The sequence below is a fragment of the Pseudomonas sp. A25(2017) genome, from assembly GCF_002001065.1.
GTDB lineage: Bacteria > Pseudomonadota > Gammaproteobacteria > Pseudomonadales > Pseudomonadaceae > Aquipseudomonas > Aquipseudomonas kilonensis.
Map to the genome: position 1 here is coordinate 1 of NZ_MUOA01000057.1, position 20,447 is coordinate 20,447.

17 protein-coding genes and 2 pseudogenes are annotated in these 20,447 nt (G+C 61.0%); 12 read left to right on the forward strand and 7 right to left on the reverse strand.

Annotation, left to right across the window (positions count from 1 at the left end):
- Positions 1-265: 265 nt before the first annotated feature.
- Positions 266-883, reverse strand: coding sequence for a glutathione transferase GstA (gene gstA / locus B0E42_RS11390; protein WP_053179237.1), 618 nt, complete (start codon positions 881-883; stop codon positions 266-268).
- A 112-nt stretch (positions 884-995) separates the two neighbouring features.
- Here gstA and B0E42_RS11395 point away from each other — a divergent pair, with 112 nt between their 5' ends.
- From B0E42_RS11395 to B0E42_RS31735, 3 genes and pseudogenes are all read left to right on the forward strand, one after another.
- Positions 996-1,901 carry a transcriptional regulator GcvA gene (locus B0E42_RS11395; RefSeq protein WP_077506397.1) on the forward strand — a complete coding sequence of 302 codons (906 nt, stop codon included), beginning with the start codon at positions 996-998 and terminating at the stop codon, positions 1,899-1,901.
- 174 nt (positions 1,902-2,075) lie between these two features.
- Positions 2,076-2,753: pseudogene (locus B0E42_RS31730) on the forward strand (PAS domain-containing protein); the annotation flags it as partial.
- Between the two features lie 114 nt (positions 2,754-2,867).
- Positions 2,868-3,341 (forward strand): annotated as a pseudogene (locus B0E42_RS31735) (methyl-accepting chemotaxis protein); the annotation flags it as partial.
- Here B0E42_RS31735 and B0E42_RS11405 read toward each other — a convergent pair.
- The 3 genes from B0E42_RS11405 to B0E42_RS11415 all read right to left on the reverse strand — a co-directional run bounded on the left by B0E42_RS11405 (position 3,322) and on the right by B0E42_RS11415 (position 6,519).
- Positions 3,322-4,959 carry a hybrid sensor histidine kinase/response regulator gene (locus tag B0E42_RS11405; RefSeq protein WP_077506399.1) on the reverse strand — a complete coding sequence of 546 codons (1,638 nt, stop codon included), beginning with the start codon at positions 4,957-4,959 and terminating at the stop codon, positions 3,322-3,324. The pseudogene B0E42_RS31735 and the gene B0E42_RS11405 sit on opposite strands and share 20 nt — an antisense overlap.
- A 105-nt stretch (positions 4,960-5,064) precedes the next feature.
- Complete coding sequence (locus B0E42_RS11410; RefSeq protein ID WP_024619760.1) at positions 5,065-5,562, reverse strand: hypothetical protein; 498 nt, start codon at positions 5,560-5,562, stop codon at positions 5,065-5,067.
- A gap of 318 nt (positions 5,563-5,880) precedes the next feature.
- A complete protein-coding gene (locus B0E42_RS11415; protein WP_024619759.1) occupies positions 5,881-6,519 on the reverse strand; it encodes a response regulator transcription factor in 639 nt (212 codons plus the stop codon).
- Positions 6,520-6,885: 366 nt separating this feature from the next.
- Here B0E42_RS11415 and B0E42_RS11420 point away from each other — a divergent pair, with 366 nt between their 5' ends.
- Together B0E42_RS11420 and B0E42_RS11425 are read left to right on the forward strand one after the other, a co-directional pair.
- A complete protein-coding gene (locus tag B0E42_RS11420; protein ID WP_077506400.1) occupies positions 6,886-8,940 on the forward strand; it encodes a pyridoxamine 5'-phosphate oxidase family protein in 2,055 nt (684 codons plus the stop codon).
- A 1,265-nt stretch (positions 8,941-10,205) separates the two neighbouring features.
- A complete protein-coding gene (locus B0E42_RS11425; protein ID WP_018602089.1) occupies positions 10,206-10,706 on the forward strand; it encodes a GNAT family N-acetyltransferase in 501 nt (166 codons plus the stop codon).
- 451 nt (positions 10,707-11,157) lie between these two features.
- Here the strand turns inward: B0E42_RS11425 and B0E42_RS11435 are convergent, their stop codons facing one another.
- On the reverse strand, positions 11,158-12,864 hold the full coding sequence (locus tag B0E42_RS11435; RefSeq protein WP_077506401.1) for an amidase: 1,707 nt from the start codon (positions 12,862-12,864) through the stop codon (positions 11,158-11,160).
- Between the two features lie 247 nt (positions 12,865-13,111).
- On the opposite strand from B0E42_RS11435, the gene B0E42_RS11445 reads away from it, so the two are divergent.
- The 7 genes from B0E42_RS11445 to B0E42_RS11475 are packed head-to-tail and all read left to right on the forward strand — an operon-like array spanning position 13,112 to position 19,406.
- Positions 13,112-13,789 (forward strand): thermostable hemolysin, encoded by a 678-nt coding sequence (locus B0E42_RS11445; RefSeq protein ID WP_053179246.1) that lies wholly within the window; start codon positions 13,112-13,114, stop codon positions 13,787-13,789.
- Entirely contained in the window at positions 13,779-15,260 is a 1,482-nt protein-coding gene (locus B0E42_RS11450) for an AMP-binding protein (RefSeq protein WP_077506402.1), read from the forward strand. Before B0E42_RS11445 ends, B0E42_RS11450 begins: the two co-directional genes overlap by 11 nt.
- On the forward strand, positions 15,257-15,931 hold the full coding sequence (locus tag B0E42_RS11455) for a TenA family transcriptional regulator (protein ID WP_077506403.1): 675 nt from the start codon (positions 15,257-15,259) through the stop codon (positions 15,929-15,931). The genes B0E42_RS11450 and B0E42_RS11455 overlap by 4 nt, the downstream gene beginning before the upstream one ends.
- Entirely contained in the window at positions 15,918-16,727 is an 810-nt protein-coding gene (locus B0E42_RS11460; protein ID WP_077506404.1) for an SDR family oxidoreductase, read from the forward strand. Before B0E42_RS11455 ends, B0E42_RS11460 begins: the two co-directional genes overlap by 14 nt.
- On the forward strand, positions 16,724-17,368 hold the full coding sequence (locus tag B0E42_RS11465; protein WP_053179253.1) for a tetratricopeptide repeat protein: 645 nt from the start codon (positions 16,724-16,726) through the stop codon (positions 17,366-17,368). The genes B0E42_RS11460 and B0E42_RS11465 overlap by 4 nt, the downstream gene beginning before the upstream one ends.
- Before the next feature lie 11 nt (positions 17,369-17,379).
- On the forward strand, positions 17,380-18,042 hold the full coding sequence (locus B0E42_RS11470) for a response regulator (protein ID WP_014338527.1): 663 nt from the start codon (positions 17,380-17,382) through the stop codon (positions 18,040-18,042).
- Positions 18,039-19,406 carry an ATP-binding protein gene (locus B0E42_RS11475; protein ID WP_077506405.1) on the forward strand — a complete coding sequence of 456 codons (1,368 nt, stop codon included), beginning with the start codon at positions 18,039-18,041 and terminating at the stop codon, positions 19,404-19,406. Before B0E42_RS11470 ends, B0E42_RS11475 begins: the two co-directional genes overlap by 4 nt.
- A gap of 177 nt (positions 19,407-19,583) precedes the next feature.
- On the opposite strand, the gene B0E42_RS11480 is transcribed toward B0E42_RS11475, so the two are convergent.
- Both B0E42_RS11480 and B0E42_RS11485 read right to left on the reverse strand, forming a co-directional pair.
- Positions 19,584-20,003, reverse strand: coding sequence for a DUF6691 family protein (locus tag B0E42_RS11480; RefSeq protein WP_018602108.1), 420 nt, complete (start codon positions 20,001-20,003; stop codon positions 19,584-19,586).
- A gap of 2 nt (positions 20,004-20,005) precedes the next feature.
- Positions 20,006-20,440 (reverse strand): YeeE/YedE family protein, encoded by a 435-nt coding sequence (locus B0E42_RS11485; RefSeq protein WP_077506406.1) that lies wholly within the window; start codon positions 20,438-20,440, stop codon positions 20,006-20,008.
- Between the last annotated feature and the right edge of the window lie 7 nt (positions 20,441-20,447).

Here is a 20,447-nt window from a genome sequence, read left to right on the forward strand (position 1 = left end):
TGGCAAGGATGTTGAATGTGCCGCCGCCATCGCGAGCAAGCTCAGCTCCCACAGTTTTCCGGGGTGATCATGAAATTCGAGCTACACCCCGAATCCCTGTGGGAGCGAGCCTGCTCGCGATAGCGGAGGGTCAGCTGGCAAGGATGTTGAATGTGCCGCCGCCATCGCGAGCAAGCTCAGCTCCCACAGTTTTCCGGGGTGATCATGAAATTCGAGCTACACCCTGGATCCCCTGTGGGAGCGAGCTTGCTCGCGATAGCGGTGGTCAGATCGCACCGAGATTGGATGCCGCTTCCGCAACCATGGCCGCCCGGACGCTGGGGCGTGCGGCGATTCGTGCCATGAACGACGCCAGCGCCGGCCAGTCCCTGATCTGGATATTGAACAACGGCAGCCAGTTCAAGACGGTAAACAAATAGCTGTCGGCCAGGCCAAAGGTGCCCATCAGGTAATCCTGTTGTTCAAGGGCCTGGCTGAGGTAATCCAGGCGCTTGAACAGTTTTGCCCTGAAGATGGCCTTGGTCGGCTCTGCCATATCGGCGTTGAACAGCGGCGCACATCCGCTGTGAATCTCGGAGGTGATGAAGTTCAACCATTCCTGCAAGCGAACCCGCTCCCAAGTGCCATTGGCCGGCGCCAGCGTATTTGCGGGAACCAGGTCGGCCAGGTACTGGATGATGGCGGGCCCCTCGGTCAGGACATTCCCGTTATCCAGTACCAAGGCTGCCACGTAGCCCTTGGGGTTGATGGTCAGGAAATCGAGCCCATCGGCAGTTCGCTTGGTCTTGTTGTCGACCCGAATCAATTCAAAGGGCAGACCCAATTCCCGCAGCACGATGTGCGGGGACAATGAGCAGGTCATGGGGGCGAAGTACAGTTTCATGGTTTCCTCAAGGACAGGGGACGTGCCGCCAGAATCGGTGAGGGCCGAAACATTTTCAAAGGACATCTTCAGTGCTAGCGTATGACAAAATCTCATGAGCACGACAACCCAAATGGCCGCCAGAATTCCCTCCCTTAACGGTCTGAAAGCATTCGAATCAGCCGCGCGGCATATGAGTTTTACCAAAGCCGCAGAGGAGTTGAACGTCACCCAAACAGCCATAAGCCATCAAATTCGCCGACTGGAAGAGGAGCTGGGCGTGCGCTTGTTCTTGCGGCTCAAGGATGGCCTGGCCCTGACAAACGAAGGCCATGCCTATTTCCCAGGCGTTCGCGCGGCGTTCCATGAGTTGCGCTATTGCACGCAGACGTTGCTGGAGAGCCGCAATAACAGCGTCTTGACGATCAGTACCCTGGTTTCATTTGCCTCCAAATGGTTGTTGCCGCGACTGGCGTCATTCCAGCAGGCGTTTCCCAACATTGACGTGCGCGTTACGGCATCCACCGAACGGGTGGATTTTCGTAAGGGCGGCGTCGATGCGGCCATTCGTTACGGTTCCGGGGACTGGAAGGGCTTGCGTGCCGACTGGCTGATGGCCGATGAGATCTTTCCGGTGTGCAGCCCCAGGCTGCTGCAAGGTCCGACGGCCTTGGAGAAGCCGCGCGATCTGGCCCAGCACACCTTGTTGCAGGTCAGTGGGGTGACCCGCGACGACTGGAGTGCCTGGTTGAGTGCCGCCGGCCAACCGAAAAAACTGGCCGAAGGCAGCCGGCTGACATTCGACCTGGCCATGATGGCTGTTCAGGCCGCCGTTGACGGTCTGGGGGTGTGCATCGGGCGTTCAACCTATGTCGAGGATGACCTGAAGGCCGGGCGATTGGTTGCACCCTTTGATCTGCGATTGAAGTCTGATCTCGGCTTTTATTTCGTGAGCCCGCATGAAACAGCCGACACCCCCAAAGTGCAGGCCTTTAGAACCTGGTTGATGGATTCGGTGGGTTTTGGCGCCGAAACATAATTACAGCGTACCGTTCAGCCTCCAGTCAGCGAGCCGATATGAACAGAAGGTCCGCTTACTTTCAGGGTTCACCGAGGGTACGTCATGTTTAATACAACACTAAAAAATGAACTGACGGCTAGGACGGCCGAATTGGCAACCTACAAAGGACTGGTCGGCGCCTTGGAGCGGTCGATGGCTGTTATCGAGTTCAGCCCCGATGGCAAGGTCCTTCGGGCGAACGAGAATTTCCTTGCCACGATGGGCTACCGCGCGGATCAATTGGCCAGCCTGTCCCATCGGGATTTCTGCACGCCTGCGCTGGTGGGCAGCGCCGAGTACCGTGAATTCTGGAACCAGTTGCGCGCCGGTCAATTCGTTTCTGGCACGTTTCAGCGCCGCAGCGCGCAAGGGCGGAACGTGTGGCTGGAAGCCAGCTATAACCCGGTAGTGGACGAGCAAGGGCGCGTCGTGAAGGTGGTCAAGTACGCGCTCGATGTCACCGCCAAGGTTGCCAACGAGGCCGAGACTCGTGGTCGGCTGGCGGCACTTGATCGTGCCATGGCGGTGATCGAGTTCGACCTGGGCGGCAACATCCTGACTGCCAACGACAACTTCATGAATGTCATGAATTACTCGCTGGCAGAGCTCAAGGGCAAGCACCACCGGATGTTTTGCGAACCGAGCCTGGTCGGTAGCTCGGAGTACAGTGATTTCTGGCGGCGTCTCAACGCGGGTGAGTTTTTCAGCGGTCAATTCAAGCGTCTCGGCAAAAACGGCAAGGTCGTCTGGCTGGAAGCCAGCTACAACCCGGTCTACGACGCCGAGGGCAAGTTGTGCAAGATCGTGAAGTTCGCCAGTGACATCAGCGAACGGGTGGAGAAATTCGAAGAGGACTCGCGCGGCGCTTCCCGTGCCTACCACATCTCCGCCGAGACCGAACGTGTGGCCGAACAGGGTGCCCAGGTGATTCACCAGACTGCCAAGGAGATGCGCGAGATTGCCGACAACATTGGCTCTTCCGCGCGTCTGGTTGGGCAGTTGGGGGCGCGTTCGGAAGAGATCACGGCCATCGTCAACACCATTCGCGGCATTGCCGACCAGACCAACCTGCTGGCCCTCAACGCGGCCATCGAGGCGGCGCGGGCCGGGGACCAGGGGAGGGGATTCGCGGTGGTGGCCGACGAGGTCCGGCAACTGGCCGGGCGCACCAGTCGCTCCACCTCGGAGATTGCCGAAATGATCGGCATGATCCTCTCCGAGACCCGCGAAGCCGTCGCCAGCATGAACGTGACCCATGAAGGCGCATTGCGCGGCGTAACCCTGGCAGATCAGGCCGGTTCGGTCATCGTGCAAATCAGGAACGGGACCACGGATGCACTTGAGGCCGTGAGTATGTTTGCGTCCAAGCTCGACGAGTCCGAGGTGATTCCCAAGACGGCTATCGGCTGGGTGGGTTGAGGTGAGCTGAGTCCTCGCCCTGGCGATCCATGCGCTTGACCCGTTCAAGCAATACCGCTCGCAGCTCCGGCGGTCGCACGGGCTTGGCCAGCACCGAGATGTTCAGGCTTTGCAGTGATTGGCGTATCCGCTCGATCTCATGCCCGGTGATGATCAGCGCCGGGACTTGCCAGCCGCGCTGCTCGCGTAGCGCGGCGATGCATTCGGCGCCCGAGACTTTTGTGCCCAGGTCGAAATCGGCGATGACGATGTCGCAATCGCTGGTCAGCCCCTCGCCGTCGCTGTGGGTTTCAACCTCGCACCCCCATTTTTCCAGCAGCGCCGAGGTTGCCATCAGCACGTTGGCGTCGTCCTCTACCAAGCACACCCGCAACCCGTCCAGGCGATTCTGTACGGGCACCACCTTGGGCACCATGACGCGGGGTGTCGCCGGTTCCAGGCCACTGATCGCCACCCTGGTGCCTTGTCCGACTTTGGAGCGGATGTGTACATCGACACCGAGTATCAGGCCGATGCGCTTGACGATGGACAGGCCAAGACCAAGGCCCTCGACATCTTTGTCGCGCACATGGCGCACGCGGTAGAACTCCTTGAACACTTCGGGCAAATGTTCGGCAGCAATGCCGCGCCCCTTGTCGTAGATCACCACGGTCAGGCGCTTGCCCTGGCGCCGCACGCCGATCAGCACCGGTTGGCCGGGCGCGTATTTGAGGGCATTGGACAGCAGGTTCTGCACCATCGTGGTCAGCAAACCGGGATTGACGCTGACCCAGTAAGGACAGGCACGTAGGCGCAACTCAACGCCGGCCCAGCGCGCCGCCTCGGTGTTCTGCTTGACGACGTCCTGCAGTAAAGCGCCCAAGTGGACGGTATCGGCCTGCGGGGTCAGCTTGCCGTGATCGAGGGTGTAGATATCGAGGATCGAACGGAACAACTGCGACACGGTGTGCAGTGAACGGTCGATGTTGTCCACCAGCCGTAATTCTTCCAGCCCCAGCCTGGCGTCACGCAAGCAGGCGGTGAACAGGCCGATGGAGTGGATCGGTTGGCGCAGGTCATGGCTGGCCTGGGCCAGGAACCGTGATTTCTCCTGATTGGCCGAAATGGCTTCTTCAGAGGCAATGCGTGTGCGCTTGAGCAAAATGTGCGCGTAGGCTGGCACCACGATGGTGGTGACGATCAACATCAGGAACATGTAGGGCTGCGTACGCCAGAACGGAGTCAGCCAGAAAACCAGCATCAGGGTCGACAGCGCGATAACGGTTGCCAGCGCCAGGTAGCGCGAGCCGAAGCGCATGCCATTGCCCAGCGTGACCCAGAGCAGCGCTGCGTAGATCGGCAATGCCTCTTCGCCTCCCAGTACCATGGCAAATGCGATGCCGGAGTAGTCATGCAGCATCGTGAAAAGGTGCCGCCAGAAGAAGTGACCTGGCCAGCGCTTGATGAACATGCGCAGGAATACCGAGACGAAGATGAACGTGCAGATGTAGATAATGATGGGCACGTAGCTCGCCGCGTCCTCTGGATAGAGGCCGACCAGGATGACGATATACAACAGCGCACAAGCGCTGACGATCAGGCGTAACGTGGCCTGGTCGAGTTCACTGTTCTTTTCCACTGGCTTTGGCACCGCATGACCTCTGATGCCACCAAGCGTAGCGGCTAGCCTCGGTGAAGGTTGGGAACAGACTTGATGCTGTCCCCAACGGGCGATGTGATTGCGTCAGTAGACCCTGTAGTACTTCACGACGTCATCGACGAAATAGATGGTCAATACCGAACCTTGGGTCTGGCTTTGGCCTGTTTTCGTGCCGGTCACGCTGCTGACGTCATTGGCTACGGTTTGCGCCTTGTACAGTTGCGCCGAGGTTTCATACATCTTCAGGCTGGTTTCGGTCGACACGTACTTATGGGCCAGCTTCATGTACCTATCCAGGCCCTCATCAGTCTTTTCATAGGTCCAGTTCGACTCGTTACTGGAGCTCGTCGAATTGAGTTCTTCATTTGTCGGCGCGCCGAACATTTGAGTGATCTGGCCTTTTGTCGTCTTGCCCGGAATGATCGTTTGCTTGAGGTAAGAGACGTCGTATTTTTTGGCGCCCTGATTCAAGGAACTCATCAAGTTGCCCAAGTCGCCGGTGTTTGCACAACCGTTGAGTACGCCCGCCAGCACGCACAGCGCCATTCCATTTCTAAGTGCTTTTCCATATTCGAAGGACATGATGACTTACCTTGAGTTAATGTCAGGACCATTCCATTTCAACCGGGCAGACGGCGAAGTTGACCCAGCATTGCGCCGCCTATCGATTTATTAAATCCATAGGCTTCGCACGCCATAACGTTTCAATAGGCACAGTGACACTGCACGGTGTATGGCACGTTGGTTACTTTATGTTTGGCTGTTCGAACAGCCTTTTATGGAGCGTCCACAGCTTAGGAGGAGAGTACTGGGCGAAGCTATAGTACAAGTGTGCTATGGCCTCGGAGATGGGCAGGCAGGGAGGGTGATGCTCAATTAATATTCGCGGTCGTTATACATTTAATTGTCTTGCCTTTCCGGCCATCCACCCTTGCTTGGGAAGTTGGAAAACTGCGCCGCAGCCGCCGCGCGGGTGGGCACACCGAGGGATTTGAGCAGGCTTGAGACATGGATGCGCACCGTGAACGGGGAGATACCCAGGTCCCGGGCTATCTCCTTGTTGGTCTTGCCGGCGGCGATCAAGCCAAGCACTTGCCGTTGGCGCGCGGTCAGGTGGGAAAGTGCATCGTCCAGGATCGCGTTTTCGGCTTGATACTTCACCACCACTTCGCCTTCGCGTATTGCCATGATGGCGTCGGCAATACCGGCGGGGTCGATATTCTTGCCGATGAAACCGTCGGCACCCAGCGCCATCACCTGGGAAATAACATCGACGTCATCGACCATTGAAACCACAATGATCGAGGTGCGTTTGAACTCACTGCGCAACTGGCCTATGACCTGCAGCGATTTGATCCCGGGAAAGCGCAAGTCGAGTATCAGGGAGTCCACTTCCATCCCGGAGCGTGCCAGCGCCAATACTTCGTCCAGATTGCCTGCCTGTTCTATGGAGGCGGTCGGCATGAGTCGTTCAATGGTCCTCAGCATGCCTTCGCGAAACAAAGGATGGTCATCCGCCACAATTACTCTGCACGTCATGCTTCAGATCCTTCTGATCTTCCAGTTCACGAATCGTAACCTAAACCACCCCCTTGGGTTTCAAGTTTGAAACAACCTTTCATGTTGGAACAATCCAGTGATTATGACGGAAAAGAATAGCGAGCTTGCTCGAGCTGACCAAGAACTTTGCCAGCGTCAGGACCTGACCTTCGTTCGGGCCATTCCTCGTGCTTCCACCGTTCCATTTTATGAAACGGTGGATTGCAGTTTGTGCGTATTCCAGCGCCGTCGCTTTGGGCAGAAGATGACTCCAGCCACTTGCACAGCCGTGCAAACGATGGCGGAGAATCCCCAACCGTAGCGCACTGGCGCAGGCGTTCATGCTGCGAGCGCGAGGAGTAGCTGATGGACGAAGCCTTGCAAGCAAAAACCTCGCCCTGGCACGAAGGAGAGCTGGCCTTGCAGCGCTCCGTCGGGGCAGTCGACATGATGGCCGGTGTCGGTCAACGGCAACTGGCGCGTACCTGGATGCCGGACCAGCATCGGGCGTTCTACGCCCAACTGCCTTTCGTGGTGCTGGGGGCGGTGGATCGGCAAGGCGACGTCTGGGCGACCCTGCGCGCTGGGCAACCGGGCTTCATGAACTCGCCCGATCCGCAGACCCTGCACATCAACCTCGAGCCCGAGCCGAACGACCCGGCCCAGGAGGGCATGGGTGAGGGCGATGCGATCGGGATGCTGGGCATCGAGTTGCACACCCGCCGGCGCAACCGCATGAACGGTGTCGTGCGTCGTCAGCTCGACCCGGGGCTCGAGATTTCAGTGAGCCAGGCGTATGGCAACTGCCCTCGCTACATCAACCTGCGCCAGTACCAGTTTGTCGACGCGCAGGCCGTCGCGCCGCGTCAACTGAGCGTGTCCGACCCGCTGGTGCGGCGTCTGGTGACGGCGGCCGATTCGTTCTATATCGCCACCTACGTGGTACGCGATGGCGAGCGGCAGGTCGATGCTTCTCACCGTGGCGGCAAGCCGGGGTTTGTGCGCATGGATGAAGATGGATCGCTGACCATTCCGGACTTTTCCGGCAACCTGTTTTTCAACACGCTGGGCAACATCCTGCTCAATCCTCGGGCCGGTCTGGTGTTCGTCGATTTCCAGACGGGCGATCTGCTGCAAATGAGTGGCTCGGCGCAAGTGCTGCTGGACGCCCCCGAGATCAGCGCGTTCCAGGGCGCCGAGCGGCTGTTGCGCTTTACCCCGCAGCGCATCGTGTATCGCCCGGCGGCCATTGCCCTGCGCTGGAAGGACCAGGACGAAGGCGACTCGCCCAACTCAATGATGACCGGCAGCTGGGAGCAGGCCGCCGAGCGCTTGCAGGCCGAGGCGCTGCGTAGCCGCTGGCGTGCATTGCGGGTCGCGCGGGTGGTGGATGAAAGCCCCGACATTCGCTCGTTCTACTTGCAGGCGAGCGATGGCTTGGGGTTGCCCCGGTTTGAAGCCGGGCAACATTTGCCGGTGCGGATCTTGTTGGAGGGGCAGAACGCTCCATCGATCCGGACCTACAGTGTATCCAGTGCGCCGTCGGATGATTTTTTGCGCATCAGCGTCAAGCGCGATGGTTCGGTGTCGTCCCACCTGCATGATCAGGTGCAGGCGCTGCACGAGATTGAGGCGCGGGCGCCCCAGGGCCATTTCACCGTCCAGGCCACCGAGCGGCGTCCGTTGGTCTTGCTGGCAGCGGGGGTAGGCATCACGCCGCTGTTGTCGATGTTGCGCGAGGTGGTTTACCAGGGCCAACGCATCAGCCGCATGCGCCCGGTCTGGCTGGTGCAAAGCGCTCGCTCGGTGGCCGACCTGGCTTTTCGTGACGAGATCGACGAACTGGCCGCCCGTGCCGGCGACAAGCTGCAGGTTCTGCGTATGGTCAGCCAGCCACCGACTGAGGGAGGGGACACTGACGGCTACGACCTGGCGGGCAGGATCGATGTGGAACTGCTCAAGAAGCTGCTGCCGCTCAACGACTACGACTTCTATTTGTGCGGGCCGGGCAGCTTTACCCAGGCGCTGTACGACGGGTTGCGCAAACTGCGCATCCCTGATGATCGCATTCACGCGGAAACCTTCGGGCCCTCGACGCTTGTGCGGGATCTGGAAGTGAGCATGCCGGCGCCAGTGCAAGTGCCGGCTGCGAGTGAAGCGGTGAAGGTCTTGTTCGCCAGTTCCGGCAAGGAGGCACGTTGGGAGCCGGGCAGTGGGACGCTGCTGGAACTGGCCGAAGCGCGCGGCCTGAACCCGGAATTCAGTTGTCGTGGCGGTTCCTGCGGCACCTGCAAAACCCGCTTGAGCCGCGGCCAGGTGCATTACCTGAGCCTGCCGGCCGAACCGGTTGGCGAAGGTGAGGTGCTGATCTGTTGCGCCGTACCGGCCCAGGGGAGCGAGCCGTTGGTGCTCGAGGTCTAGGCTGACGGCCCGACTGTTTCACCGGATGAAATGCTGGGATTGGTGTGTATAGCCGTTGCTGCGGTAACGGCTGCTTAGGGTCCCGCCCTGACGGCGGGTCACTTTTGGAAAAGCCGGGAGCGGGACCTGCCAAAAGTAACCAAAAACGCATGCCCCACCACTCGGTGTCTCGCCTAGGCTCGGCATGCCTGAACGAAGGCATTGCCGAGATCAACGTCCACCGCGAGGCGGCCTGATAGCCGACCTGGTTCTTGGTGGGACCGCGTTTCTCCTGTTGGAGCGAGCTTGCTCGCGAAGACGGTGTGTCAGTTTGCGGTGATGTTGGATGTGCCGGCCTCATCGCGAGCAAGCTCGCTCCCACAATTTGGGTTGGGGACAGCCGAAGAAACAGGTCGGCTGTAAGGCCGCCTCGCGAGCAAGCTTTGCTCCCACAGGTCCTACTCAAACAGATCTGATGGGTGTACGACCAGGAGAACCAGGTCGGCTATTAGGCCGCCTCGCGGTGGACGTTGATTTCGGTGCCCCGTTAACCACGATGGCCGAACGCAGGCATTGTGGAGTGGGCATCCCGGCATGGATGCCGGGATAGCCGCGCTGGGCCATGGATGGCCCTTCGCGGCGGGCCCACGGAGCAATGCCTTCGTTCAGGCACACCGAGCCTAGGTGAGGTGCCAAGTGGTGGGGCATGAGCGCTTTGGTTACTTTCGACTGGGCCGGCTTCCGGGCTTTTCGAAAGTGACTCGCCGTAAGGGCGAAACCCTAAGCAGCCGTTACCGCAGCAACGGATATGCACACCAAAAAATAACCCCTATCGGAACGGAATATCAAAACCTCGGTAAGCCTTTTTGTGCAGTCAACTGCGATTGTTTCAGATAGCGCAATCAGGTCATGTAATTCCTGGGCATTCTCTAAAAACCGTCCGCCAGTGAAACTGATCCCAGAAGCGATTGACCGTTTCGGGTCGTCGCAGCGCTCTCCATTCACCGGGAGATTCTCATGATCGACACGACTTGCATCGGCAACCTTCGACCGGATACCTCCCTTGCGATTTACCCAGAGCACGAAAGCGGATTCCTGTTGCCCCAATTGACGAGCGCCTTGGCAAGCGAGTCCGCACTGATCCGGTTGCAATGCAATGTATGGGTGTTGCCTATGGATCAAGGCTCGCGTTGTTGAGGTACAAGTCCTGAAATTGTTTTCATGTACTAATCTTCTGGCAGTCACGGTAAATGTAGTCATTTAATTTGCCAGCAGAGATACCTCAAATGACGAATCATGAAAGCGTTGTCGGCAGAGCCAATGAGGCCGACCTTGACGGAATCCTGGTGCTTCAGGCTGCGAATCAGATGGCGCGCGGCGGCTCGCTTTCTGCGAGCCTGCCAGAAGCCCGTGTGATGGCGATGATGCAGGAGATGCCCCTGATTGTTGCGCGTCGCGATGGCCATATCACCGGTTTCCTGATGACCACCACGCGTGCGATGAATGCCGACCTGCCGATCGTACAGGCGATGTTCGGCGCTTATCCTGGCGCGGCGGATGCCTATGTCTATGGTCCGATTTGCGTAGGCGAGGAAGAGCGTGGCAAGGGCTTGGCCCAACGCATGTTCGCGGATCTTCGACGGCTCGAGCCTGGGCGCGAAGGCATTCTTTTCATACGTAAAGACAATGAAGCGTCGCTTCGTGCGCACTTGAAAATGGGGATGAAAGAGGTCGCTTCTTTTCCGTTCAATGGGTTCGACTTCGCTGTTTATTCGTACATTGGCTAGGCAGGAAACGAAAGCGCCAATAAACGATTACCTCAATGGCTTGAACGTCGTACTCCAGCGCTCCCAGTCGGGAGACTTGCGGAAACTCGACGGTCATGGTTTTCCCCCTTTGAGGACACCAGCATGAGGCTGACAAGCACAACGCGCTCGACCGATCTTGCTATCTTGAACGCCCCGCCTGGTCATAGGCCATGCATTACGATCGACTAAGTCGACACCGAGTCATGGCAACAGACGCAAAGCTTGTTGCCATCGAAATCCCGAAAGTAGGCGCCGTAATAATCAGGGTGGTAGAGCCGGTCTAGGGACTGCTGCGCAGTCCAGCGGGAGCAAGCTCCCTCGCCACGGGGGGCGCCCGTACTCAAAAATGAAGTCGAGCGCTGCTTTTGTGGCGAGGGAGCTTGCTCCCACTGGGCTGCGTAGCAGCCCCAGGACCAAACCCGCTAAACGATCAAGCCGACAGCGGCGGCGTCCGCGGTGGGACCAGGCGTTTTGAACCAATCGATTCAAACGCCGAAGCCAATCGCAACAGCTTCGAATCATCATAGGCACGCCCGGAAAACGTCAGCCCGGCCGGCATGCCGATGTCCGCCATGACGCCCATCGGCACGGTGACGGTGGGCACGCCCAGATGGCGGATGGCAAGGTTGCCGTTGGCGACCCAGACGCCGTTGCTCCAGGCGATATCGGCAGACACCGGGTTGACGTCAGCATCGGCCGGGCCGACGTCGGCGACGGTCGGGAAGATCACCGCGTCCAGGCCCAGTCGCGCCATCCAGTCCTCCAGATCGATTCGACGTGTCTCTTCAAGCCCACGCAGGCCGTCGGGCAGGGTCGGGATCTGGTTCCACGGCGTGATGCCGCGCTGGGCCATCTTCACGTACTCATCCATGCCAGCGGCCAGATCATCCTCTCGGTTGGGCAGGGTGCCCGGGTCGTGGGGGAAGATCTTCGGTCCGTCGACGTCGGCCAGGCGATTCAGCTTCGGATCACCGTTGGCCCGCAGGAAGTCATCGAATGCCCAGGCCGACAGGTCCCACAACTCATGGTGCAGGAACTCTTTGGAAACCAGGCCGCGGGTGAACACCGTGGGTGCGCCAGGACGATCGCCCTCGCAGTTGGACACCAGGGGGAAATCCACCTCGACCACTTCGGCGCCGCAGGCCTCAAGCGCCTTGCGCGCTTGCTCCCAGAGCTCGATCACCGAAGCGCGGGTGATGATTCGCTGCCCCGTCGGGCCGCCGATGCCGGGGGCTTGGGCTGTGCCTGCGTCAGGGTCGGCGTTGATGTACATCCGAGGAACGCCGAACCGAACGCCTGCCAGCGCATTTGGGTGGCTGGCAAGGCTCGGATACGAGGCCGGACGAACCGAGTCGACGCTCGGAATCGGCACCCAAGGTTGCAGGCGCCACAGGTCGCCACGGGTGTCCGGGTCATTGGCGACCACCACGTCCAGCACTTCCAGCAGGTCGGCCATGGTCCTGGCGTAGGGCACGACGACGTCCATCGTCGGCGTCAACGGCCAGTTGCCACGCACCGAGATCACGCCGCGTGACGGTGTATACGCGCACAAGCCATTGTTCGACGCTGGACCGCGCCCGCTCGACCAGGTTTCTTCGGCAAGGCCGAACGCTGCGAAACTGGCGGCAGTTGCCGTGCCCGCACCGTTCGAGGAGCCCGAGGCAAAGGGTGCGGTGAGGTAGTCGCCGTTGTACGGGCTTTCCGCACGCCCATACACCCCGCGCTGCATGCCGCCGTTGGCCATGGGCGGCATGTTGGTCTTGCCCAGGCAAATGGCCCCGGCGGCGCGAAGCCGTTCGATGGTGAACGCATCGCGATAAGCAACCAGGTCCTTGAACGCCGGGCTGCCGGAAGCGGCGGTGAGGCCCTTGACCAGGTAACTGTCCTTGGCCGTGTAGGGAATACCGTCGAGCGGCCCCAGGGTCTGGCCGTTGGCCCGACGGGCATCGCAGGCCCGGGCTTCTTTCAATGCATCGGGGTTGCGCACCACCACCGCGTTGAGGGCTGTGGGCGTATCGGGGCCGTCGTAGGCATCGATCCTTGCGAGGTAAGCCTGGACAAGCGCTACCGCCGTGGTCTGGCCCGACTCCAGCGCGGCGCGCAGTTGGGCAATGGAAACTTCGGTGATGTCGATCATGCAGTTACCGCCGCGGCAGGAGGATGACGGGGTGTGCGGGGCCGTTGAGGTTGGGGCCTGGCACGTCAGGGTCATCTCAAAGTGGATATTTATCGGGTTTTGCCTACTGTACTACGGAAAAACGATCAAGGGCAGCTCCGGTTTGACCGGACTATTTGTCGAACGAACCCAAATTTGCCACCTTCAGACTTCGTTAAGAAACGGCCCCGATACTTTCTCCCAATAGCCCGAGGGAGAACGTTGACCCATGCCCGATTTCGACTGGAACATCCATCTGCCGCTGGCCTTTGGCGACGCCGGCCCGCCGGTTCGCCACCTGCACCGGGCTTTGCCGGGACAACCTCGGCGAGCTGAGCTCGAGGCGTTCATCCAGCAGCGTTTTCGCCAGGTCCACGGCGCCGATATTCGTCACTTCATGCCGCAGCTGTTCGGGCTCGACGATGTCCACGGCACGCTCTGCGCAGCCGCTGGTGTGCGCCGGGCCGCTCAGGGGGCGCTGTTTCTCGAGCGTTATCTGGACAGCCCCATCGAGCCCTTGATCAGCGCCGCCGCCGACCGTGCGGTGGATCGCGCCGGCATTGTCGAGGTCGGCAACCTGGCCGCCAGCGACACGGGGAGCGCCCGGCTGAGCATCATCGCGATCACATATCTGTTGGCCATGGGCGGCCTGGAGTGGGTCGCGTTCACCGGCAACATCGGCCTGGTCAACAGCTTCCATCGCCTGGGCCTCAAGCCCGTGACCCTGTGCCCGGCCGACCCGCAGCGCCTCGGCGAGGACCGCCACCTGTGGGGTCGCTACTACGAAAGCCAGCCGTGGGTTCATGTCGGGAACATCCGCGCCGGTTTCATTCATCTGCGCAATAGCGGCCTGTTCAATCGCCTGGGACTGCCGACGGACCTCGGAGAAACCAGCCATGTCGCCTGAAATGGAACGCTTCAAGCGCACGCTGCGTGGTCATGCCGAGCGCAGGGGCCATGCCGTGGCACTGTGGGGCGACGGCTCGCAGCTCGACTACGCGACACTTTATTCCGAAGTGGTGTACCGCCAGCAACGCCTGCGCGATGAACACATCAGTGTTGTCGCCCTGGCCCTGGACAATGGCATCGAAGCGATGCTCTGGGACCTTGCCGCACTGTTCGAAGGGCTGACCTGCGTCTTCCTGCCCGGGTTTTTCAGCCAGGCTCAACGTCGGCACTGCCTGGAACAGAGCCAGGCCGAGCGAGTGATTGCCGAGCCTGCGTTCGAAGCGGAACTGCAAGCTGCCGGATACCAGCACAGTGGCGAGTTCTGGCGGCGGCACTTCGACGGACCGAGCCGTCTGCCGGCCGGCACCGCCAAGCTGACGTTCACCTCCGGTACCACCGGCACGCCCAAAGGTGTCTGCCTGAGCGCCGACAGCCTGTTGCGGGTGGCCCGTGAACTGGAGCAGGCCAGCCAACCGGTCGAGGCCAGGCATCACCTGGCGTTGCTGCCCCTGGCGATTCTGCTGGAAAACCTTGGCTGCTACGCGGCGTTGTATGCCGGTGCCATGCTGAGCCTGCCCAGCCAGAAGACCCTCGGCATCCAGGGCGCCAGCGGGGTCGACCCGGTGCGCCTGCTGGGATGCCTGGCGGCGCGTCGGGCGCACAGCCTGATCCTGGTTCCGCAACTGCTGTTGATGTTGGTCACGGCCGCCGAACAGAAGCTGTTCAACCCGCACCTCGTGCGATTCGCCGCCGTTGGCGGGGCACGGGTGTCCCACGATTTGTTGCAGCGAGCCCGGCGGGTTGGCCTGGCGGTGTTTGAAGGCTATGGGCTGTCGGAATGCGCCTCGGTGGTCTGCCTCAATCGGCCACAGACTCATCGTGCCGGCAGTGTCGGCCAGCCGCTGCCCCATGTGGAGGTGCGCTTGGCCGATGACGGCGAAGTCCTGATCAAGGGCTCGACGCTGCTCGGTTACCTGGGTGAGCCACCGCACACCAGCGAATGGTGGCCCAGCGGTGACCTGGGTGAGTTCGACGAAGACGGTTTCCTTTACCTGCGCGGGCGCAAGAAGCACCAGTTCGTGACCAGTTTCGGTCGCAACGTGAACCCCGAATGGGTTGAAGCCGAACTCACCCAGGGCGGTGACATTGCCCAGGCCTTCGTTTATGGCGAAGCCATGCCGCACAACCATGCGCTGCTCTGGCCCGCCCGCGCCAACTGTACCGATCAAGCGCTGGAGTTGGCCGTGGCCAAGGCCAACGACACGCTGCCCGATTACGCACGGGTCCATCGCTGGACGCGTCTGGACCAACCCTTCAGCGCTGGCAATGGCCTGCTCACCGCCAATGGCCGGCCACGCCGGGAGGCCATCGTCGAGCATTACCGCGCGCAGCTCACTTCATCTGTCTTGTCCGAGGAATCCCTATCATGAGTTTTTTTGACACGTTGCAAGAAGCCACCCAGCAAGAACGCCAGACCCTGTTCAATCTGCCAATCATTCGTGACGCCCTCAACGGCCAGGTCAGCCTGGCCAGTTACCGGGGCTTCCTGATCCAGGCGTATTACCACGTGCGCCACACGGTACCGTTGATGATGGCTTGCGGGGCGCGCCTGCCAACGCACCTGGAATGGCTGCGCAAGGCCGTGTGCGAATACATCGACGAAGAGTACGGCCACGAGCAATGGGTGCTGGATGACATTGCCGTGTGCGGTGGCGATAAGGAGGCGGTGCGCAACGGCCAGCCCTCGTTGCCCATCGAACTGATGGTCAGTTACCTCTATGACTTGATCGCCCGAGGCAACCCGGTAGGCCTGTTCGGCATGGTCAATGTGCTGGAGGGCACCAGTATCGCCCTGGCGACCCATGCCGCTGACAGCATCCGTCAGCGCCTGGAATTGCCGCCCACGGCGTTCAGCTACCTCAGCTCCCATGGATCGCTCGACATCGGGCATATGCAGACTTATCGCGGCCTGATGAACCGGCTGGACGATCCGGCGGACCAGACTGCGGTGATCCATGCCTCCAAGGTGGTGTACCGGTTGTACACCGACATGTTCCGCGGCCTGCCGCGCGACGGGGAGCACGAACATGCGCCTGTGTGATGCGCGTGTCGTGCTGACCGGCGCCAGCGGCGGAATCGGCCAGGCCATCGCCGCCGCCCTGTGCGCCAGTGGCGCGCGGGTACTGGCCGTGGCCAGGCATCGCGAAGCCTTGCAGCCGTTGCTGGAGCGTTATCCGCAGCACTTGAGCTGGGTCGAAGCCGACCTGACCTTCCTCGCCGACCGGCGCAAAGTGCTGGTCGCCGCCGAGGCCCAGGGCGGCATCAACCTGCTGATCAATGCCGCCGGCGTGAACCACTTCGCCATGCTCGAACAGCTCGACGACAGCGAGATCAACGCCATGCTGGCGCTGAACATCAGCGCGCCGATCTGCCTGACCAAACTGCTCTTGCCACTGCTCAAGCAGGCTGACAGCGCGATGGTGGTCAACGTCGGCTCGACCTATGGATCAATCGGTTACCCGGGCTATGCCAGCTACTGCGCCAGCAAGTTTGCCTTGCGCGGTTTTTCCGAAGCCTTGCGCCGGGAGTTGGCCGATACCCGTGTCGGGGTGCTCTACGTAGCGCCCCGGGCCACCCGTACCTCGATGAACAGCCCGGCGGCCGATGCGCTCAACCAGGCTCTCAAGGCCAACGTCGACGACCCGAAAACCGTGGCGGCGGCGGTGATCCACGCGATTATCGGCGACCGTCGCGAGCTGTATCTGGGTTGGCCCGAACGCTTTTTCGTCGGCCTCAACAGCCTGCTGCCCAACCTGGTGGACCGTGGCCTGCGCAAGCAATTGCCGCTGGTGCGCCGCCTCAGTCACAAACCTGAAAACGAGCACCTCAAGCCATGAAAAAAGTCCTCGCTTACCTATTGATCGGCACCCTGAGCCAAAGCGTCTGGGCCTTGGAAGCGGCCGACCAGCAACGTCTCAGCGACATCCAGCAGAGCTGGGCCCACATTCAATATGAAGTGCCCGAAGGCCAACGCGCCGATGCGTTCGAAAAACTCGCCGTCCAGGCATCGGCGTTCAAGCAGGAGCGCCAATCGGTGGCTGAAGCGTGGATCTGGTCTGGCATCGTCAACAGCAGTTGGGCCGGTGCCAAGGGTGGGATCGGTGCGTTGGGCAAGGTCAAGGATGCCAAGGGTGACCTGGAAAAAGCCCTGACCCTGGACCCCAAGGCCCTGCAAGGCTCGGCCTACACCAGCCTCGGCGCACTCTACGACCGGGTGCCGGGCTGGCCCCTGGGTTTTGGCGACTCGGACAAGGCCGAGCAATTGCTCCAGCAGGCTTTGCAACTCAACCCGAACGGCATTGACAGCCTGTACTTTTGGGGTGATCACCTCTACCGTCAGAAGCGCTACAGCGAAGCCAAGGCAGCGCTGCAAAAAGCCTTGCAGGCAGCGCCGCGGCCGGGTCGGGAAACGGCCGATGCCGGACGCCGCAAGGAGATCGACGCGTTACTGGTGGATGTGAACAAGCAACTGAACTGACAGGAGCGCATGTGCGTTTATTACTGATCGAGGACGACGTGGCCTTGGGTGAGGGCATCCATCAGGCCCTGAGTCGCGAAGGCTATACCGTCGACTGGGTACAGGACGGCAGCAGCGCCTTGCATTCGCTGCTCAGTGAAACTTTCGACCTGGCGGTGCTTGACCTTGGCTTGCCTCGCATGGACGGCCTGCAAGTGTTGCGGCGCTTGCGTGACAGTGGCTCCAACCTGCCGGTGCTGATCCTCACCGCCCGGGATGCCACCGAGGATCGCATCGCCGGGTTGGACGCCGGGGCCGATGATTATCTGGTCAAGCCCTTCGACCTGGCGGAGCTCAAGGCCCGGCTGCGGGCCTTGTTGCGCCGCAGCGCCGGCCGCGCCCAGGCGTTGATCGAACATGCTGGCATCAGCCTGAACCCCGTTACCCAGCAAGTCAGTTACCAGGGCAAGCCGGTGGCCCTGACCCCCAAGGAATATCAACTGCTCCATGAACTGCTCTCGCCGCCGGGCCGCGTCATGACTCGCGATCATCTGATGCAGTTGCTCTACGGCTGGAGCGAGGAGGCCGAGAGCAACACGCTGGAAGTGCACATCCATCACCTGCGCAAGAAATTCTCCACCGACCTGATCCGCACCATTCGTGGTGTCGGTTACCTGGTGGAGGAGCGTCGATGAGTTCGATCCGGCGGCGTACGCTCACGTTGATCCTCGGCCTGCTGTTTCTTGGCCTGTTGATCATCACCGTATTCAACCTGCATGACAGCAACCACGAAATCGCCGAGGTCTACGATGCCCAGTTGGCGCAGAATGCCCGGCTGTTGCAGGGCGTGATGCGCATGCCGATGGCGAGCAAGGAGCACGCCGAACTGTATCAGGCGTTCAATTCGGCGTTGGGGCAGGCAGTGCCCAAAGTCGACGGTCATCCCTATGAAAGCAAGATCGCTTTCCAGGTCTGGAACTCACAAGGTTCGGTGTTGGTGCATACGTCCAGCGCACCGTCGTTCACCTCACCGCCGAGCGCGCCTGGCTTCAGTGAGGTTGTGGACCAGAAAAACCGTAAGTGGCGGGCGTTCGTCCTGGACGACGCGCAATACGGCTTGAAGATCTGGGTCGGCGAGCGTGATGACGTGCGTGCCGACCTGGTCGATCGCATTGTTCGTCACACCGTCATCCCCAATCTGATTGGCAGCGTGGTGCTTGCCGCAGTGATCTGGCTGGCCATCGGCTGGGGCCTCAAACCCCTGGTCGATATGGCGGCGAAGTTGCGCGCCAGGCATCCCGGCTCGCTGGAACCCCTGCAAATGATGCCGCTCCCCACGGAGCTTGAGCCCATGCAGGCGGCCCTCAACCGTGTATTGGCGCAGATCCAGGAGGTGATGGGCCGTGAGCGGCGTTTCATTGCCGACGCCGCCCATGAAATGCGTACGCCCTTGGCCGTGTTGCGGGTGCATGCACAGAACCTGATGGAGGCGGGGAGCGAGCAAAGCCGTCGCGAGTCCCTGGAACACCTGCTCGCTGGCGTCGATCGCACCACGCGATTGGTCAATCAACTGCTCACCATGGCGCGGCTCGAACCGCAGGCAGGTGTTCCGACGCCTGCGGTCATCGACCTGCCCGCCACGGTGCGTGCGAGTCTGGTTCAACTGACGCCCTGGTTGTTGAGCAAGGGGCTCGAGCCGGTGCTGGATGTCAGCGATGACATCGGCCCGGTTCGAATCGACCCGGTGGCCATCGACATCGCCTTGAACAACCTGGTGACCAACGCGGCCAATTTTTCGCCGGCCAAGGGCACGATCACCGTACGCCTGGCGAGGAAGGGTGATCACTACGAGCTGTCCGTCGAAGACCAGGGGCCGGGTATCGACGAGGCCGAGCGTGAGCGGCTATTCGAACGGTTCTACAGCCGCGGCAATGACCAAGGGGCGGGGTTGGGGCTGACGATTGTACGCACCATCGCCGAACGCCTGGGAGGCCAGGTCCGGCTGGAAAATCGAGTCGAAGGTGGGTTGTGCGCGACCTTGGAAATAGGGCGCTTTTAAATGACGTTCCCGGCGCTTGCTCCCGCTGGGCTGCGGTGTAGGAGCTGCCGAAGGCTGCGATCTTTTGATCTTCCGCTTGGGACTCAAGTGTCATGGGAAAGATCGCAGCCTCGCTTCGCTCGACAGCTCCTACAAGCGGGAGCAAGTCCTCGCCACGGATTCACGGTGAATTCCCGATCAGCGGTTGCGCCGGGTTTCCAGCGCGGTGAACAACAACATGCCCGCCAACATGGCCAGCATGAACACAAAGGCTTGCCAGTGTCCGGTCAGCAGGATGGCCACGGCAGGGCCAGGGCAGATGCCGGCGATGCCCCAGCCGATACCAAACACCAGGCTGCCGCCAATCAGGCGTGGGTCCAGTTCTCGCTTGACCGGCAACTGCATGGGGCTGCCCAGCAGCGACTGAGTCTGTTGGCGTGCCCAGGCCAGGGGGACGATGGCGGTGCCAATCGCCCCGATCATCACCAGCGCCAGGGACGGATCCCAGGCGCCGGCCAGGTCCAGGAAACCCAACACTTTTTTCGGGTTGGCCATGCCTGCCAGGAGCAGCCCGAGGCCAAAGAGCAGGCCGGCGATGAATGCCGTCAGTTTGCGCATGTTCAAACCCCCATCACGTGACGCAGGACAAATACTGTGGCGAAACCGCTGAGCATGAAACACGCCGTGGCGACCATCGAACGCGGTGAAAGGCGCGATAGACCACACACGCCATGGCCACTGGTGCAGCCCGAACCGTAACGAGTACCGACCCCCACCAACAGGCCGGCGACGGTGAGGCCGAACCAGCCGTTCTGGAACTCGATCGACGGCAAGGTGGCAAACACGCCCCATAACAGCGGCGCGACGAGCAGGCCCAGGAGAAACAGGGCCTTCTCGCCCAGGCCTTCGCTGCCACGCTGCAGCAGGCTGCCGATCAGCCCACTGATGCCGGCGATCCGGCCGTTGGCGACCACGAACAGGCTGGCCGCCAAGCCAATCAACATACCGCCGGCCAGGGATGACCACGGCGTAAAGTTGAGCCAGTCAATATTCATCAGCGTT